This is a genomic window from Peribacillus sp. YIM B13482 (assembly GCF_042787975.1).
Taxonomy (GTDB): Bacteria; Bacillota; Bacilli; order Bacillales; family DSM-1321; genus Peribacillus; species Peribacillus simplex_A.
In genome coordinates this window covers 18241-35779 of sequence record NZ_JBHZPF010000051.1, presented here as the reverse complement: position 1 = coordinate 35779, position 17539 = coordinate 18241, and the positions used below count along the sequence as shown (strand labels likewise).

Annotated in this window: 15 protein-coding genes; 10 read left to right on the top strand and 5 right to left on the bottom strand. The window is 39.7% G+C overall.

The window, feature by feature from the left end; translation table 11 throughout:
- The first annotated feature begins 976 nt into the window (after positions 1 to 976).
- Positions 977 to 2176 carry a serine-rich family protein gene (locus ACFX4L_RS20230; RefSeq protein ID WP_377406014.1) on the top strand — a complete coding sequence of 400 codons (1200 nt, stop codon included), beginning with the start codon at positions 977 to 979 and terminating at the stop codon, positions 2174 to 2176.
- 42 nt (positions 2177 to 2218) lie between these two features.
- A complete protein-coding gene (locus tag ACFX4L_RS20225) occupies positions 2219 to 3028 on the top strand; it encodes a peptidase G2 autoproteolytic cleavage domain-containing protein (protein WP_377406012.1) in 810 nt (269 codons plus the stop codon).
- A 606-nt stretch (positions 3029 to 3634) separates the two neighbouring features.
- Here ACFX4L_RS20225 and ACFX4L_RS20220 read toward each other — a convergent pair.
- Entirely contained in the window at positions 3635 to 4285 is a 651-nt protein-coding gene (locus ACFX4L_RS20220; protein WP_377406010.1) for a cupin domain-containing protein, read from the bottom strand.
- Between the two features lie 366 nt (positions 4286 to 4651).
- Here ACFX4L_RS20220 and ACFX4L_RS20215 point away from each other — a divergent pair, with 366 nt between their 5' ends.
- The 3 genes from ACFX4L_RS20215 to ACFX4L_RS20205 all read left to right on the top strand — a co-directional run bounded on the left by ACFX4L_RS20215 (position 4652) and on the right by ACFX4L_RS20205 (position 7886).
- Positions 4652 to 6544, top strand: coding sequence for an OPT family oligopeptide transporter (locus tag ACFX4L_RS20215; RefSeq protein ID WP_377385891.1), 1893 nt, complete (start codon positions 4652 to 4654; stop codon positions 6542 to 6544).
- Positions 6534 to 6899: a PqqD family protein gene (locus ACFX4L_RS20210; protein ID WP_061462486.1), complete on the top strand. Its 366-nt coding sequence runs from the start codon at positions 6534 to 6536 to the stop codon at positions 6897 to 6899. The genes ACFX4L_RS20215 and ACFX4L_RS20210 overlap by 11 nt, the downstream gene beginning before the upstream one ends.
- Positions 6900 to 7277: 378 nt before the next feature.
- Entirely contained in the window at positions 7278 to 7886 is a 609-nt protein-coding gene (locus ACFX4L_RS20205; RefSeq protein ID WP_089364429.1) for a methyltransferase domain-containing protein, read from the top strand.
- Between the two features lie 100 nt (positions 7887 to 7986).
- Here ACFX4L_RS20205 and asnB read toward each other — a convergent pair whose 3' ends face one another.
- Together asnB and ACFX4L_RS20195 are read right to left on the bottom strand one after the other, a co-directional pair.
- Entirely contained in the window at positions 7987 to 9876 is a 1890-nt protein-coding gene (asnB, locus tag ACFX4L_RS20200) for an asparagine synthase (glutamine-hydrolyzing) (protein ID WP_317779168.1), read from the bottom strand.
- Positions 9877 to 10238: 362 nt separating this feature from the next.
- The gene (locus tag ACFX4L_RS20195) at positions 10239 to 10955 is read right to left on the bottom strand and encodes a GntR family transcriptional regulator (protein WP_061466026.1); all 717 of its coding nucleotides are present in this window, start codon (positions 10953 to 10955) and stop codon (positions 10239 to 10241) included.
- Between the two features lie 288 nt (positions 10956 to 11243).
- Here ACFX4L_RS20195 and ACFX4L_RS20190 point away from each other — a divergent pair, with 288 nt between their 5' ends.
- The 5 genes from ACFX4L_RS20190 to chbG are packed head-to-tail and all read left to right on the top strand — an operon-like array spanning position 11244 to position 15338.
- Positions 11244 to 11552: a PTS sugar transporter subunit IIB gene (locus ACFX4L_RS20190; RefSeq protein ID WP_061462489.1), complete on the top strand. Its 309-nt coding sequence runs from the start codon at positions 11244 to 11246 to the stop codon at positions 11550 to 11552.
- Between the two features lie 4 nt (positions 11553 to 11556).
- A complete protein-coding gene (locus ACFX4L_RS20185) occupies positions 11557 to 12906 on the top strand; it encodes a PTS sugar transporter subunit IIC (RefSeq protein ID WP_377385896.1) in 1350 nt (449 codons plus the stop codon).
- 16 nt (positions 12907 to 12922) lie between these two features.
- Positions 12923 to 13270: a PTS sugar transporter subunit IIA gene (locus ACFX4L_RS20180; protein ID WP_125163612.1), complete on the top strand. Its 348-nt coding sequence runs from the start codon at positions 12923 to 12925 to the stop codon at positions 13268 to 13270.
- Positions 13267 to 14610 (top strand): 6-phospho-beta-glucosidase, encoded by a 1344-nt coding sequence (locus tag ACFX4L_RS20175; RefSeq protein WP_377385900.1) that lies wholly within the window; start codon positions 13267 to 13269, stop codon positions 14608 to 14610. Before ACFX4L_RS20180 ends, ACFX4L_RS20175 begins: the two co-directional genes overlap by 4 nt.
- Positions 14607 to 15338, top strand: a complete 732-nt coding sequence (gene chbG / locus ACFX4L_RS20170) for a chitin disaccharide deacetylase (protein ID WP_317779179.1) — start codon at positions 14607 to 14609, stop codon at positions 15336 to 15338. The genes ACFX4L_RS20175 and chbG overlap by 4 nt, the downstream gene beginning before the upstream one ends.
- A gap of 91 nt (positions 15339 to 15429) precedes the next feature.
- Here the strand turns inward: chbG and ACFX4L_RS20165 are convergent, their stop codons facing one another.
- A complete protein-coding gene (locus ACFX4L_RS20165) occupies positions 15430 to 16611 on the bottom strand; it encodes an NAD(P)/FAD-dependent oxidoreductase (protein WP_061462493.1) in 1182 nt (393 codons plus the stop codon).
- Positions 16612 to 16650: 39 nt separating this feature from the next.
- On the bottom strand, positions 16651 to 17088 hold the full coding sequence (locus ACFX4L_RS20160; protein WP_061462494.1) for a helical membrane plugin domain-containing protein: 438 nt from the start codon (positions 17086 to 17088) through the stop codon (positions 16651 to 16653).
- Positions 17089 to 17539: the final 451 nt, after the last annotated feature.

Genomic DNA, 17539 nt, shown 5'->3' with positions numbered 1-17539 from the left:
AGCGAGCATCTGGAGGGGAAATCAACCACAACTCACTACCTGGTAAATAGCAACAAAGTATGTGAAAACAGCCTTATTAAATGACCACTAAGTGACCACATTTATTGCTAAAGGGCTCTTTTTAGCTTATGAAAAGTTCTCTGCTGATGAGTCTTATATATTCTGGGTAACATGACTATATTTATCTAAGGTTATGGAAACATTTGAATGCCCTAAACTTACTGATACCAATTTAGGACTTTCTTCGATCTTCAACATCATAGTGCATGTGTATGGCGTAAATCATGGAATCGAAACTTCTTCATTCCTGCAAGAAGAAGTTTTGAACAAACAAGGATTAAGATGAGCTGTCCATCGGGTGGCTTTTTATTATGAATTTAAATTTAAATGAGACGAAGAATCAGAATCTAATTAATCTTTGAAATGGTATAAAGGATAGGATTTTATTTGTAAATGATATTGAAAGCCGGACCTATTCATGTGGGTAAAATCAATCAATTCTCGCTGGGAATCTGTGTTGTTGGTAATTGCCAATATGACACTATGGATGAAGGCTACTCTTGCAAGTGCAGAGCTTTACGCTGCGCTTGTTAAGGTGGGATAAGAAAGTATGAAAGCCCATAACGAAATGCCAGGTTATAGTTGGAAAACCTGTTGTGAATATAACGCAGTGATGCTTTTGATTGGAAAGGTTCGAAAACTCCAGCCAAACCATCTCCGGCTGCTTATACTATCCAAGACGGTTATACTTAATTGTATTTTTCACCAGTAAGATGCGATTAAAACATAACGATAATAATTGAAAGAAACGTTCGGCTTCCCGGAAAATGTGGATTGATAAAGCTCTTGAGCTTGCTTTCTTCGATTAAATGGAAAGGGTTATTATCCTAGTAGCTTGTCTACACCATTTTTTTGTAAAAGCATAAATAAAAGGAGTTTTTGTTTAAACAAATTTTAATAAGAATGGAGAATCATGATGGCCAATGGTTGTAATCAAAATCCGTTAGGGACTTGTTCAGAAGCGGAAGTGATCAATACAACTGCAAACGGGAATGCTTCTCATGCCGAAGGAATCAATACAACTGCAAACGGGAGTGCTTCTCATGCTGAAGGAAGTGAAACAACTGCAGGGGGGAACGCTTCCCACACAGAAGGGTTTAATACAGATGCAATAGCGGGTACGGCCCATGCAGAGGGATCAACTACGACAGCAAGCGGAGTTGCTTCCCATTCAGAGGGGTATCTCACCACAGCTGGTGCAAATACTTCTCATGCGGAAGGTAGTGAAACAACTGGGGCTGGAAACGCCGCTCACGCTGAAGGATTTCAGACTTTGGCAGTTGCTGATACAGCGCACGCAGAGGGAACTGCAACCACAGCAAGCGGAGTGGCTTCTCATGCAGAAGGTTTTGCAACAAATTCCAGTGGACCCCATTCCCATGCTGAAGGGAGCAATACAACATCAGCCGGAGCTAATTCTCACACAGAAGGTTTGAATACACAAACAACGATTAGCGGTATTAATGCTCACGCAGAAGGAGAAGGGAATACTGCTAATGGAAGAGCATCCCACGTGGAAGGAGGCAGTGTAGATCCATTGGGTAATCCAGCACCTAACTTAGCAAGTGGACCTAGCTCCCATGCTGAAGGAGTTGGTACAAATGCCACTGGATTTGCCTCTCATGCAGAAGGCGGGACTCAGGATATTACATCCCAGTCTGGTCCGCAAGCTTTGGGAGATTTTTCTCATGCTGAGGGGGTAAATACTTCAGCTAGTGGAGGTGCTGCTCATGCCGAAGGATTTGGAACATCTGCTAGTGGTCCTGCTGCCCATGCAGAAGGGGTCAATACAATTTCAAGTGGAATTGGTTCACATGGGGAAGGAGTTAGTACAAATGCCACTGGATTTGCTGCTCATGCCGAAAGATTAAGCACAATTGCCAGTGGGGATTCTTCTCATGCCCAAGGGGAAGGCTCTAACTCTATTGGGCCCCGCTCCCATGCGGAAGGGCAAAGTACAATTGCCATTGGAGAAGCTTCTCATGCCGAGGGTGTTGGAACAACCGCGAGTGGTTTTGCTTCCCATGCCGAGGGGAGTGGTACAACTGCCAGTGGAATTGTCTCCCATGCCCAAGGATCTGGAACGTTAGCAGATGGAACCCTTTCTCATACCTAAGGTTTTCAAACTTGTGCTAACGGTTTAGAAGGTGTACATGTAATGGGACGACTAGGAGGTCCAAATCCAGCTGTTGATCTTACCTATTCATGGTATCTCGTAAACGGGGTAGCCCAATGTGATCCGGCTGGTGTAGTAGCCAAAATCCTAAATGACGGTAATGCTTGTTTCGATGGAACAGTAACTACTGCTTCATTTATAACCGCTGCTGGCGCTTGCGATTATGCCGAGATGTTTGAAACCGCAAATGGCCAATCGATTGATGTGGGTTATTTCGTAACTTTAAATGGTGAGAAAATCCGAAAAGCTCATTCGAATGACGACTATATTTTAGGAATTACGAGTTCCAATCCAGGGATACTGGCAGATACGGAAGATCCGGCTTGTAGTAAATATTTACTTGACGAATGGAATCGACCGATATTCGAAGATATTACCCTCCCTGCCGTAACAGACCATGAAGGGAATACCATCGTAGAAGAATGTACCGAGGTGAGAAAGAAAATAAATCCTGATTGGGATCCGGAACAACCATGCAACTCCCGACTCGAGAGATCTGAATGGGTTCCTGTTGGTCTTGTGGGAAAACTTCTGGTTAGGGATGATGGAACTGCCCAGGTAAATGGCTACTGTAAACCAAATGATGAAGGAGTTGCTACAGCAACGGAAAATGGATACAGGGTTATGAAACGCACAGGACCAAATCAAGTATTAGTGATGCTTAACTCCATTTCTCCAATTAAAGAAATTGATATTGTAGAAAAGGTAGAAAAACTAGCAAAGTTAAAAATCCAAGGATTTTTAACGGATGAAGAGTTTCAGATTCAAAAACAAAAATTATTATATTTATGAAAAGCTTAGTCCTATTTTTAGAATAACAAACAAAAAAAATAGAAACAGCTAATCTGATTTCTCAAGTACAAAGCCATTTTCAAAAGAGATTGGCTATGTTAAAGATAAGGGGTGTATAAAGTATAGATTATTTTTGAAACACTAAAAATGACTTTGATGTTGGGTTTTCCTTTATTCTTATGTAAATCCATCCAATAATGTTTTAAAGGGTTTTGGAAATTGCGAGTTAATATAGAAGAAACTATTCGGAATATGATATTTGAAAAAGAAAAAAACTATCCAAGTGTGTGCTGGATTTTTAATATTCAAGTGACTTAAAAATAAACCCCATTGGGTGGCCACATGAATGACAAAAATTTGCTATTTGGAAATGAAATGTCATGAATTTATTGGATGGGTAATTTTAAGCAAATAAATAAAAGTTACGAATGTGGAAGTAGCGAAAATATATGAAATCAACTTTTTTAAAACCCGATTATGCAATTAAAAGCAATGGGGATCCTCATGTAAATAGGGTTCTCTATTGCTTTTTTTCATTCCAATTTATTAGAGTTTTCTATGAATGACAGGGTTAATCCGTGAAATCCCCAGGTCCAACACTTATCTTCAATAATAATACTGGGGATTAGGTTGAAATTGATAGTTGTATGACGGGGCAGTATACATTTGGTTATCATAGTGATTAATATATTGCGGGTATTGCTGACTGTCTCTTTCGGCCGCTCGATCGCAGTTGGCTGGCGGACCGATGAATGTTGATGGTTGAACCGGTGCAATTACTTTTTTCCATTGGTTTTCATCGATACAATACGTATGCGCCATAATATTTGCAGGCGTCAATTTCAAAATATCCGAACCCAGGATCACTTCAGGTGTTGGTGCATTAAAAATGGCAAGCAGATGGGTGTTATCAGTATTGGCTACTTCATAATGCCACCAACCTTGTGGAACATTGGCTACTTGACCGGGTTTAATGGGGTAATTCTGTATTTGTTTTGTAAAAGGATTCAGTAATGAAACGGTTGCAGCTCCAGAAATGCAGTACACTAGCTCTGCAGCATTTTGGTGATAATGCGGTTCTACGACATTGTCGGTACTAAGGTAAATATCTAATAATGAAACATTTTCGAGTGTGTTCAATTGTTTGATACCTAATACATTTATATAGTTTTGATTGTTTTTTTTAACGAAGGTGCTCTTGTTAACATCGAAAAAGTATTGTGTAGATGGTGAAGTATAGTCCATATAGGAGACCATGAATATATCATTCCTTTTCTGGAGACTTGATCTTGCCAGGATATGTTAGTTTTTATTTTAATGTTCAATCACAGAGTGGGTAATTGCTTATTGTTCCTAATGATTGTTTATGAATGCTGCATATCCGTTAAAGGACACAGGGAAAAAAATTATTATATAATAGCCTGTTGAATGGAAAGCAATTGAATCAAACCAAATGGTAATTAGAGAAATATTATTTTTATATACTTTAAAACCGAAACTGCTAATCTGAATTTTGGATATAATCAAACTTTTAGTAAGAGAAATTTTCCCATTGCAGGACTTTAAATTACAGTGATATAATGTTCTCTGTGATTTTAAAGTTTAACATAGGAAGTGGCTAAATTGTCGAACAATTCGAAAGAAAGTAAATTCGTTCCGTACGTCTCTGCATCAAAATCTCTACCGGAATTAACTGCAACGGCAGTCATTCTAGGGATCATTCTTGCAATCGTATTCGGTGCGGCAAATGCATACTTAGGCCTACTTATTGGTTTAACTGTCTCTGCTTCAATACCCGCAGCGGTAATTTCAATGGCTATCTTAAGAGGGGTTTTTCGCAGGGATTCAATTTTAGAAAACAATATTGTGCAAACGATGACCACGGCAGGTGAGGCAATTGGTGCCGGTGCTGTATTTACCATTCCAGCATTATTCATGTGGGACATGGACGTGAGTCAAGCATTCATCATTTTCGTTGTATTAACTGGGGGGTTTTTAGGGGTCTTCATGATGGTTCCCCTTCGCCAGCTTTTGATTGTAAGGGAACATGAAACATTACCATATCCTGAAGGTACGGCATGTGCCGAGGTTCTGAAGTCAGGAGAAGAAGGCGGTACAAGTGCCAAATTAATCGGAGCCGGTTTGGTTATCGGCGGTATGGTTAAAGGGCTTGGTGATGGTTTTAAGCTTTTTAAAACAGAGGTTGAAACAGGAATCACAAACTTTAAAAATGCGGTGGTTGGTCTTGATGCCTTTCCTTCCCTTTTGGGTGTAGGTTATATCATTGGACCGCGTGTTGCAGGACAAATGCTAGGTGGAGGGCTATTAGCATGGGTCGTTCTCATACCGGCAATCAGCTTCTTTGGCAGCAGCAATGGAACAGCCATTTTCCCTTCTGATGTACCGATCGGTGAATTGGATGCATGGGGAATTTGGGATAATTATATACGTTATATTGGAGCTGGTGCTGTTGCAACTGGCGGATTGATCACATTGATCAAAACATTACCTATACTTTTCAGTTCAGTTTTTGATACCCTTAAAGGCGTAAAAGCCAATAAAGGGCAACTTAAATCGGGTTCGATCCGTACTGAAAAAGACATCCCGGCTAAGTACGTTTGGTTGGGAACGATCATCGTTATTTTAATCATTGCTTTCACACCAATAACAGATGTAGGAATCATCGGTGGGATTGCAATTGCGCTTTTTGGATTTTTATTCGTGACGGTGGCTTCAAGGGTTGTTGGGATCGTCGGAAGTTCTTCTTCCCCTGTTTCCGGGATGACCATAGCCACACTATTGATTGTAGCGATTGTCTATAAAGCTATTGGTTTTACTGGTACGAATGGAATGGTAGCGGCTTTAACTGTTGCTGCGATCATCTGTACTGCTCTTGCGGTTTCCGGTGATGTTTCCCAAGATCTAAAAACAGGATATATTGTGGGCGGAACACCATGGAAACAACAAGTTGCCATGATGATCGGTGTCGTTGCGTCTGCTTCTGTCATTGGTTTTATCCTGGTTCTAATGGACAACGCTTATACGATGGGATCTGCAGAACTACCTGCACCTAAAGCGGCACTTATGAAAATACTTGCTGAAGGCGTTCTTGGGGGAGATCTACCTTGGACCCTTATCTTTATCGGTGCGGCTATTTCTATCACATTAGAGTTTTTCGGTCTGAATTCACTTGTTGTTGCAGTCGGCATTTACTTGCCGGTTCATACTAGTGTCCCAATCATGATCGGTGGATTTATTCGTTTCTTCGTTGAGTTCTTTTCGAAAACGAAAGAAGCGCTTAAAGCACGTGTTGATAGGGGTGTATTATTTGCATCTGGTTTAATAGCAGGTGAATCATTGATTGGTGTACTTATTGCCATATTGATTGCAGCAGGTGTCCAAGTCCCGGCCACGGCTAAATTAGCCAGCAATTTGCTACCATTCTTACTATTCCTTGCTCTAGCTGGATTGCTATGGTTCGTATCCAGCAAAGGGAAAAAAGAAGATGCTTCGTAAACGCCAATCAAAAAAGAGGAACCTGTTAACCATGGTTCCCCTTTTGGAAAAACGCGTCACAATGGAACAAGAATCTTTGGAAGCAACTTTTTTAGTCATTCAACGGACCAATTTTGTGGAACGAATTACGATTCGTTTCCTTAAACAACCATCAGTCCGTAAAATCAAGCTTGATAAGTTTGGGGCATTTGCCATTAAACAAATGGAGTTCCAAAGCAATGTCAAACAGATTTCTGAAGCGATGAGTGAACATTTTGGTGAGGAAGCAGAACCAGCCTTACCTCGTTTGATGAAATTTTTGGAAATCCTTGAGGTTCATGATTGGATCATATGGGATGATGAAGTAGGAAAATGAGACAAGATAAAAACACCCCCTGAGTCGTATTTATAATAAATACGAATTTGGAGGTGTTTTTCTTATAGGAACAAGAGTGCATTATTTGGAAGAGATTAAGCGGAAAGCAATAGGGCTAAAACAGCAAGGTGTAAAAACCGAACGATAATTGATCAGTTAGGGATAAAGAATGTACCCCAGACGATCCAGATTGAAGGCGGTCATTATATGGCCAGCCCATGCATCTCTGATTTTAATGATTATGTAACTAAAGCAAAATCCAATTAATTGTCTGGACATTCATATAACAAAACTTTACCCTGGATAAGATCAACCTTATTTGGAGTTTTTAGTTAGGAATCCCTTTTTGAAATAACCATGAAGCAGGTGCATATAACAATGAAAGAAACAAGTTATGATGAGATGCTAAACATCAAGACGGAAGGGGAACAAAAAATTTTCAATGATTCTTTGCATTACCATCGATACGAACCTACGCCATATAGTGCATTAGAACATTTATTCAAAAAATACCCACTAAAAAGAAATGATCGCATTGTGGATTTTGGATGTGGTAAAGGACGATTGAATTTTTTTATCCATCACTTATATCAATCATCTGTGGTTGGCGTGGAGATGAATGAAAACTACTATAAAGAAGCGATTGGGAATCTGAATAACTATAAGAAGAAAAGGAAAAACAACAATGGCAATATAGAATTCCACTGTTGTTTAGCGGAAGAATATGATATTGATTCGAAAGACAATCGGTTTTATTTCTTTAATCCGTTCTCAGTACAGATCTTTATGAAAATCATCAATAATATTTTGCTTTCCTTTGAAAAAGAACCGCGCCAAATCGAACTGATTTTATTTTATGGGTCACAGGATTATATTTTTTTCCTCGAAAATCAAACCGCCTTCGAGCTGAAGGGCGAAGTGATATTACCAGGCTTGACTGAATTTAATCCTTATGAGAAATTCGTCATATACCAATTGTTAATTTAAACGGATCCTCGTTTTTTGGTTGTTATCATGTAAAAATAAAAGCACCCAAGCCTATTACATTGATGCTTGGGTGCAAATGAGTAAACGAGCCAATGGATGCTTAATTTACAGCATATTGTAAAGTCTTTTGAGGCCGTGGCTCATATTGTTTTTCTATATAAATTTGATGCCAAATCATAAAAGTCAAAATGGTCCAGAGCTTCCGGCTGTTGTCCGTTTTATTATTTACATGGTTTTCAAGTAATTTCATAATTTGCGGTTTGTTAAAAAGATAGTCAGTTGGGCTCTCCTGGATTAACTTTACTGCCCAATCATATAATTCATCCTTTAACCAATGGCGGATAGGCACTGGAAAACCCAGCTTCTTCCTGCTCCATACATGTTCCGGCACAATCCCGCGGGCAGCTTTTCGAAGCATGTATTTGGTCGTTCCATTTCTTACTTTTTGATCCATACTAAGTTTTGAAGCCGTATTGAATACGCATTTATCCAAAAATGGAACTCTCACCTCTAAAGAATTCGCCATAGACATTTTATCTGCCTTCAATAAAATATCACCTTTTAGCCAAGTTTGAATATCAATATTTTGCATTTGGGTAATAGGATCATAACCTAAAGAACTTGAATAGATTGGACTTGTCACTTTTTCATTTTCTAAACCATTGAGATAATTCACTAGTAAAAGTTTTTTCTCTTTCTCGTCGAATATGTTTGCGTTTCCGATATATCGATCTTCTAAAGGTGTTACTCCACGCTCTATAAAACTCTTTCCTTTAACCCCTTCTGGCAAAATAGAGGAAAGTGTCCTCAACACGTTGTTCAACGGTGCAGGTATATGGGAAAACATGCGCAGGGAATGGGGCTCCCGGTATATATTATATCCGCCGAATAATTCATCTGCACCCTCACCGGACAAGGCGACTTTAACGTGCTTTTTAGCTTCCCGTGCGACAAAATATAGCGGAACGGCAGCGGGGTCTGCTAAAGGGTCATCCATATGCCAGATAATCTTTGGAAGTTCTGCCAAGAATTCTTCAGGACTTATGATATAACTTATATTTTCTACATTCAAAGCGGCTGCTGTCTCCTGTGCAACGTTTATTTCACTGTATCCATCTCTTTCGAACCCTACAGAAAAGGTTTTGATCTTAGGATTAATCTGTTTTGCGATGGAGCAGATAAATGATGAATCAATCCCACCTGATAGAAAAGATCCAACCGGAACATCACTTCTCATATGTACGTTCACCGAGTCAATTAAGGTTTCTTGTATTTCTTTTATGACTTTTGAATCTTCTATACTGGAAGGGCGAAAAGTAGGTTTCCAGAACTCTTTTATATCCATTTTCTTTCCGGGCTCTTTTGTGAAATAATGCCCAGGTGATAACTTTTTAATGTTATTGGATAAGGTAGATGGTTCGGGAACATATTGGAAGCTGAGAAAATGCTGTAATGAATTCACGTCCAACTCTTCATTCATCGCTGTCAAGATACTCTTTTTTTCTGATGCAAAATATGTGACATTATCTTGTTCACAATAGAAAAAAGGCTTGATTCCAAAGTGATCCCTTGCCCCAAATAGTTTTTGTTCGACTTTATCCCAAATGACAAAAGCGAACATGCCGCGCAGTTTCTGGACGGTTTGCTCTTTTTGGCTACTATAGAGAGCCAATATTACTTCAGTATCAGAATCCGTCGTGAACTCATATCCTTTATCAATGAGTTCTTTCCTTAGTTCAATATAATTGTAGATTTCGCCATTAAAAATGATCCAATATCGTTCATTTTCATATGAAAGAGGTTGGTTACCGTTATCTATATCGATTATGCTCAATCTTCTAAATCCAAAATTTACAAAATCATCAAAAAAATAACCTTCATCATCCGGACCCCTATGGGTAATGATCGTGTTCATCTTCTTGATCGTTTCTTTCATATTTGAATTTATGGCTTTCGGATATTTTTGAATACATCCTACAAAACCGCACATAAAATCCACCTGCCTAATTATTTATTATTAAGAGATTTCCTAGTAACTTTTATCAAGATTGCAATTAAATATATAGGCATAAAGTTGTATATCGATCTAAGTAGTAGAATATCTCTAGTCTACTAGGTTAGATTATTATTCTATATTTGTCAATTTTACTCATTTGTTGAATTGATTTGTAAGTATTTTAATATGGTATAAGAATCCAAACACGCAATAAAAAGAGGCAATCGTTATAATTGCCTCTAAATGAACGGATATAAAAAAATATATTCAATCCCAAATCGAAATGCTGAATAAGAAGCACACAAAAAAACGGGCTGCCTTTATGAAATAGGCATCCGTCTTCTTTTAATTATCATTCAATAGTTCCGTTCGATGACAAAGTGTGCACGATCGCCTCTAAAGAGAGTTTTAGAAAATTCAATGACCGATCCATCAACCTCATATGTGTAAGTTTCTAATGAAAAACAAGGTGAACCGTTGGGTACATCCAATTTGTCAGAAATGGAATCGTCGGCTAGTGAAAACTCCAAGTGTTCGACCGTTTTTTTTACTTTTAAATTGAATTGTGTTTCAAGTACTGTAAAGAGTGACTTTTCACAGGCTTCGATATTAAGCCCGGGTGTTTTATACCAAGGCAGATAGGCAATTTCATATTGAAGGGGGACATCGTTTACGTAACGAATCCGTTCCAGTTTGTTTACTGGATCTCCAATATTTTGCTTGAAAAGCTTGGCAAGGGTAGCATTTGCTTCAATCACCTTTAAGCTAATGACCTTTGTAGAAGGATTTTTTCCTTGCATCGTGATTTGCTCTGAGAACTTTTCAACCGTGCTTGTAAGAAATTGCTTCACTTTATTTTCCGAAACGAAAGTCCCTTTACCTTGAACACGGTAGATGTAGCCTTCGACTGTCAATTGCTGTAGGGCCGTGCGCACTGTTGTCCTGCTTACTCCGTATATTTTACAAAACTCAGCTTCAGTCGGTAATTTTGTATTTGTTTGATACTCGCCATTTTTTATGAGATCGATAATCGATTCCTTAACGATGGAATGCAATGCCGCTTCTTTATTCATGGTCTCCACAGTGATGCCTCCTTTACTCATTCCAATATATACATATAGATTATATCGGATAAGTTCAATAATCAACTTTAAATCGAAAATTTGTAATAACAAATTAAAAATTGTGTTGATATTTTTTCGATTTGTAACTACAATATATATATGGAGGTAATAATACCCAGTTCAAAAATACCTTTCAAGGGGAGTGATAAAACAAAGGAACATCATTTATTATAAAATTATGGTTCTATTTTTACTGAAAATACTGAAAAATCAATCGTTAAAAGGGGGGTAATTTCAATGAATATCTTATTATGTTGTTCTGCAGGGATGTCTACCAGTTTATTAGTTACCAAGATGGAGGAAAGCGCTAAAAAACAAGGGGTGGAGTGTCATATATGGGCTGTTGGTTCTACAGAAGTGAACAATGAAATGGATAAGGCTGATGTGATTTTATTAGGTCCGCAAGTTCGGTATCTTCTTTCCAAGTTACAGGAGGCGGGAAAGGAAAAGGGAATTCCGGTCGCAACCATCAATCCAATGTTCTATGGTCTATGTAATGGTGAAGAAGTACTAAAACAAGCCACTACTTTAATAAAAGGAGAATAAGGATATGATGACTTTTATTGATAAGTATATTATGCCTGGAGCGGTGAAAATAGGAAATAACCGGCATCTGCTCGCGATTCGTGACGCATTGATTGGAATGATAGCGATTACAATGATCGGGTCTTTTGCCGTCCTGTTCAATAATCTTGGGCAAGTCATCAAGCCTTACGGAAGAATGATGGAGGCCATTTTCGGTCCAGCATGGAATACGCTAGGCGGTGATATTTGGTTTGGAACCTTTGCATTCATGACGGTATTCGCTGTATTCGGCATTTCTTATAAACTAGCAAGATCATACGGCGACGATGGTTTTGAAGCGATGCTGGTTTCCTCGGCCTGTTTCTTCTTATTATTACCTCAAATCGGAAATGTCACTTTAACCATTGATGATAAGGATGTTACAGGCGGGGCATGGGGTTTCGTAAGCGTGAACTATTTTAATGCTACAGCCCTCTTTACAGGAATAGTCGTTGCCTTAATAGCAACCGAAATATTTGTGAGACTTTCCCGAGTGAAATATTTAGTCATTAAGTTGCCTGATGGAGTACCTCCAGCGGTAGCCCGTTCTTTTGCAAAGTTAGTGCCGGGTATGGCAACGATTCTTGCCGCTGGTGTATTCGGACTGCTATTCCGTAAAGTTACGGATGGACAGGTACTGAATGACTGGCTGAGTAAAGTGATTGTATCTCCCTTACAAAGTGCAGTAGATTCATTGCCATTCGCTATTTTACTAGTATTTCTTGTTCATTTATTATGGATGATTGGTTTGCACGGACCAAATATCCTTGGAGGGATAACAACACCGCTTTTTGAAAGTTCGGGTGTGAAAAATATTGATTTATATGCAAAAGGTGTCAAGGACATGGACCAATATGGGGTATTGGCAGGTTCTTTCCTGGATGCATTTGTTTATTTAGGAGGATCTGGTGCAACATTGGGCCTCATCATCGCAATGATCATTGCCGGCCGGAAACGTTATAAACAGATGATTGCACTTGGAGGGGCACCAGGGGTTTTCCAGATTAACGAACCTATCCTATTCGGATTGCCTATCGTTCTGAATCCAATGTGGTTCATTCCATTTGTTCTCGGTCCGGTAATTACAACGGTGATCTCTTATATCGCGGTAAGCAGCGGAATGGTTTTCCCGATCGTCGCTAAGATTCCATGGGTTACCCCTCCGATCGTGGGTGGATTCCTGGCGACAGGCGGGCATGTGTCCGGAGCGGTCTTGGCTGCAATCAACTTAGTCATTTCAACAGCGATTTATTTACCATTCGTTTATGCTCAAGTGAAGATGGATACCAAAAATAGAACAGAGCTTACAAAAGATTCAGAAACGCTAAACGTTTAAGAAAGTAGTGATGAAAATGGAAAAAGAAGAATTATACCAGCTATCCTTTCAATTGATTTTATATAGCGGGAATGCGAGAAGCTTTGCAATGGAAGCGATGCAGGAAGCAAAGAAAAAGAATTTTGATTCTGCTCGTTTGAAAATCGCCGAGGCCGAAACGGAATTACTGCAAGCCCATAAATACCAAACTCAATTAATCCATGCAGAGGCGGGCGGGGACCAATTTGATCTTCCCATTATCCTGGTGCATGCTCAAGATCATTTAATGACAGCGATGACTGTAAAGGATCTTGCAATAGAAATGATCGATCTGCGCGAAGAATTCTTACATGCAAATGTAGTGAAAGAGAGGACTGCTGAATGAGAAAGGGTCTGAAGATTGTCACGATTGGCGGAGGTTCGAGCTATACGCCTGAACTGATCGAAGGTTTTATCAAATATCATGAAAAACTTCCTGTGAGTGAAATTTGGCTCGTGGACATCGAGGCGGGAAAAGAAAAGCTTGAAATTGTCGGGAACTTGGCAAAAAGGATGATTGAAAAGGCTGGAGTGAATATTGAAGTCCATCTCACGCTAGACAGACAGAAAGCGCTTAAAGGCGCTGATTATGTAACAACCCAGCTGCGGGTTGGCCAGCTCGCAGCAAGGGCGCTTGATGAAAAGATTCCATTGAAACACGGAGTGATCGGACAGGAGACGAATGGACCAGGCGGGCTTTTCAAGGCTTTTAGAACGATTCCCGTCATTCTGGATATTGCTCATGAAATGGAGGAATTATGTCCGGAAGCATGGCTGATTAACTTCACGAATCCTGCAGGAATGGTAACGGAAGCGGTTCTGCGTCATAGTAATATTTCCAAGATCATCGGCCTTTGCAATGTTCCGATTGGTATGGAACGAGGTGTTGCGGATTTAATGGATGTAGAGCCATCAAGAGTCCGGATCGACTTTGCTGGCTTGAACCATATGGTTTACGGCTTGGATGTATTCGTTGATGGCGAGAGTGTCAAAGATCAAATCATCCATTTGATTACAGATCCAGCTAAAGCCGTCACGATGAAGAATATCCATGCAATGGGCTGGGAACCGGAATTCCTAAGAGCGTTAAACCTATTTCCGTGTCCATACCACAACTACTATTATAAAACGGGAGATGTACTAGCCCAAGAATTGAAGGATGCAGAAAAAGGGGAAACACGTGCAGAGGTCGTTCAAAGACTTGAAACAGATTTATTCGAGCTATATAAAGACAAGGATCTGGCTATCAAGCCGCCGCAGCTTGAAGAGCGCGGAGGTGCGTACTACAGTGATGCGGCAGTAAGGTTGATTTGCTCGATGCATACAGATAAACGTGATATTCAAGCGGTAAATACCATCAATCATGGTGCGATTGAAGGCATTCCTTATGGATCTGCGATTGAAACCAGTTGCGTGATAACCAGGGATGGTCCTAAGCCAATCAATGTAGGAGAGCTTCCAGTCGCTGTTCGCGGTTTAATTCAGCAAATCAAATCCTTTGAAAGGGTGGCCATCGAAGCTGCAGTCTCAGGTGACTATGATACTGCGTTGCTTGCCATGACGATTAATCCACTCGTTCCTAGTGATCGGGTTGCGAAACTTATCTTAGACGAAATGCTGGAGGCACATAAAGATTATCTGCCGCAGTTTTTTGGGAAAAAGGAGTTGCAGGATAATTTATCATGATTGAAGTCCTTGTAAATGCAGATGATTTCGGGTTAACTAAAGCGGTGAATTATGGGATTTTGGATAGCCACAAATATGGAATTGTCAATTCAACAACCATCATGATGAATGCGAAAGCAACGGAACATGCGATTGAATTAGCAAAGAAGACACCGTCGTTGAAAGTAGGTATACATTTAGTGCTAACATGGGGAAAACCTCTGTTGAACGACGTGCCGAGTTTAGTTGACGAATCTGGTTTCTTTAAGAAGCAAGGTGTGGTGTATGAGAACCCTACTCGTATTTCCTTGAGAGAATTGGAGAGGGAGTGGTCAGCACAGATCGAAAGATTCTTGGAATTTGGTCTGTTTCCAACTCATTTCGATAGCCATCATCATGTACACGGAATAACAGCATTTCTACCGGTTATTCAAAATCTGTCTGATAAATACGGATTGCCAGTGCGTAATGCCGGAATGCACCTAGCTGAGGTTCAAACCGTTACAGATGTTTTCCTGGATGACTTTTATGGAGAAATGGTGGTTGAAGATTACTTTCAAAACTTGAAGGGGAGGGTAATTGATGGGGCAAGCGTTGAGATAATGACTCATCCTGCTTATATGGATGAAGAATTGATGGAAGTCTCCTCTTATAACGATAAACGCTTAAAAGAAACCCGGATTTTGACAAATGCAAAATTGCCTGAGGGATTTCACCTTAGATTCAGCATCAATCAGGTTAAGATTTGATTTTATTAAATGCAGCCCTTTAATTACAAAAAGGACCATTCATCAAAATGATGAATGGTCCTTTCAAATTCAAGATAGCTTTATCTTAAAATTAATAAGCGAGGCTGAATAGGGCTTTGATGTGTGATAGATAGCGAATATTACTTGCTTCTTTCATCAATGTAGCCGGCAGACCTTTAAGGGAAGTGTTATTGGCCCCAACGGTTGCCACTGCATCTTTACGGCCAAGGCTCGCAAGTGTACCTGAGTTTACAGGTGAAAATTCTTCAAGTTTTTTGCCTTCAAAGGCTGCATATAGGTTGTATCCAACAAGCTCACCCATTTGCCAAGCATTTTGTGCAGTAGGAGCGTATGGACGGCCGCCTTCTGGAGGGAAAGCAACGGCACTGTCTCCGACAACGAATACGTCATTATGGGATTTGGATTGCAAATATTCATTAACGGTTGCTTTGCCGCGATCCACTTCAAGACCTGATTCGCCTACGATAGGAAGTGCTGCGACTCCGCCTGTCCAAACAAGCGTATTGGCTTCGATCGTTTGTCCATCTTTCAATTCGATTTGATTTCCTTTAACACCCGTTACAGGCAGACCTGTCAAGAATTCAACGCCGCGTGCTTCCAAGCTGGACATGGCACGTTCAATTAAGTGGTCAGGCAGGACAGGAAGGATTTTTGGACCAGCTTCCACAAGCTTGATTTTCAAATCCTTGAAGTCCACTCCGAACTTTTTGGCGATTTTAGGGAAATGATCCACGATTTCACCGATTAACTCGACGCCAGTCAATCCGCCGCCGCCGATTACGATTGTAGCGTCCGCTTCGTTATTCGTTTGTGCATATTCACGGATGCGATCCTCGATATGTTTGTAAATTTTGTTAGCATCATTTACGGATTTCAAGACCATGCTGTTTTCCTCAAGTCCCGGAATGCCGAAGAATCCTGTTTGGCTTCCCAAAGCAACAACTAGGGCATCATAAGATAAAGTGGAACCATTCGCAAGTTTCACTTCTTTTTTATCGACTGAGAAAGACTCCACTTTTGAAATGGTAAGGTCGATATCTTTTCCTTTGAAAAGTTTTTCCAAAGGAATCGAAACAGCTTGTTCAGAAATGGATCCGCCTGCAAGACGGTGCAATTCGGTGATGATTTGGTGCGTTGGAAATTGATTCACCACTGTAACCTGCACTTCATCCTTATTGTAATATTCACGTACGGATAAGGCTGATAGTAATCCCGCATAACCCGCACCTAAGATGACGATTTGTTTTGACATAGTTAATCCCCCGTCCTTACTGATTGAAAGTTTATCAAATTATTTTTGGTTTTTGCGTTCTGAAGAGACTTCAAGAAAAGCTTGGGCAAAACGGAAAAGCTTTTGTGCTTGCGGATCTTTCATCATTCTTAACAGACCAAAAAGACCGATCACATCAGTATTCGCTTCTGCACGATCCTTAGCTTCGATGGCATTAGCTGCAAGACCTTTCACTGAGCCCACTACAGGTGTAGCGATCTCAGAAATGGCGCTGACCGTATCATTTTTCAAAACATCATCAGTCGCAACCGATTGAGCGAAATCATAAGACTTTGTTAAAATATTCACTAACTCAGTCAGTTTTGGTAACTGCTCAACTAAAGTGTTCAAGGATTCCTGAACCTCAGGCTTTAAAAGCTGATCTAGGATATCCAATTGTTCTTGGTTTGCAGAAATATTAAGTGTTTCATGTTCAGGTTTTGTGGCTACATCTACCATATCTAATTCCCCTTTAAACTTATTTATTTTGATTTATGTGTTTTCCGCCGATACTACTAATCATACGACTCTAATCTCTTAATTTCAAATAAATTTTTTGTGATAGAAATATAATTTTTCAGTTATAATTAAGAGTTAGTAGGTGGGTTTCTTAATTTATCTTAATATTCTAAAAAAATGTTGAGGTTATTGTGGTTATAATTCCTTAAATAAAAAAGTTTATTAGAAATAACCCTTGTCATTTACTATACTGATAGGGGGTGGCTTGAACTTTAGATTGTCCAATCAATTCATGACATGAACAATCAATATAGACACTTATAATTCTGCCTGTATGTTTGTTTTGTTATAATGTCCATAATCTTTGAATATGCAATGCTTGTATGGTGTCCAAGAATGTTTTATCTGATTTAGGGTAAATAATATTATCGGAATTGGAGATGATGCCCTT

Excerpts from the sequence above, each read along its gene's own strand:
- ACFX4L_RS20230 (WP_377406014.1), top strand. The coding sequence starts at position 977 with ATGGCCAATGGTTGTAATCAAAATCCGTTAGGGACTTGTTCAGAAGCG.
- ACFX4L_RS20225 (WP_377406012.1), top strand. The coding sequence starts at position 2,219 with ATGGGACGACTAGGAGGTCCAAATCCAGCTGTTGATCTTACCTATTCA.
- ACFX4L_RS20220 (WP_377406010.1), bottom strand. The coding sequence starts at position 4,285 with ATGGTCTCCTATATGGACTATACTTCACCATCTACACAATACTTTTTC.
- ACFX4L_RS20210 (WP_061462486.1), top strand. The coding sequence starts at position 6,534 with ATGCTTCGTAAACGCCAATCAAAAAAGAGGAACCTGTTAACCATGGTT.
- ACFX4L_RS20205 (WP_089364429.1), top strand. The coding sequence starts at position 7,278 with ATGAAAGAAACAAGTTATGATGAGATGCTAAACATCAAGACGGAAGGG.
- asnB (WP_317779168.1), bottom strand. The coding sequence starts at position 9,876 with ATGTGCGGTTTTGTAGGATGTATTCAAAAATATCCGAAAGCCATAAAT.
- ACFX4L_RS20195 (WP_061466026.1), bottom strand. The coding sequence starts at position 10,955 with ATGAATAAAGAAGCGGCATTGCATTCCATCGTTAAGGAATCGATTATC.
- ACFX4L_RS20190 (WP_061462489.1), top strand. The coding sequence starts at position 11,244 with ATGAATATCTTATTATGTTGTTCTGCAGGGATGTCTACCAGTTTATTA.
- ACFX4L_RS20185 (WP_377385896.1), top strand. The coding sequence starts at position 11,557 with ATGATGACTTTTATTGATAAGTATATTATGCCTGGAGCGGTGAAAATA.
- ACFX4L_RS20180 (WP_125163612.1), top strand. The coding sequence starts at position 12,923 with ATGGAAAAAGAAGAATTATACCAGCTATCCTTTCAATTGATTTTATAT.
- ACFX4L_RS20175 (WP_377385900.1), top strand. The coding sequence starts at position 13,267 with ATGAGAAAGGGTCTGAAGATTGTCACGATTGGCGGAGGTTCGAGCTAT.
- chbG (WP_317779179.1), top strand. The coding sequence starts at position 14,607 with ATGATTGAAGTCCTTGTAAATGCAGATGATTTCGGGTTAACTAAAGCG.
- ACFX4L_RS20165 (WP_061462493.1), bottom strand. The coding sequence starts at position 16,611 with ATGTCAAAACAAATCGTCATCTTAGGTGCGGGTTATGCGGGATTACTA.
- ACFX4L_RS20160 (WP_061462494.1), bottom strand. The coding sequence starts at position 17,088 with ATGGTAGATGTAGCCACAAAACCTGAACATGAAACACTTAATATTTCT.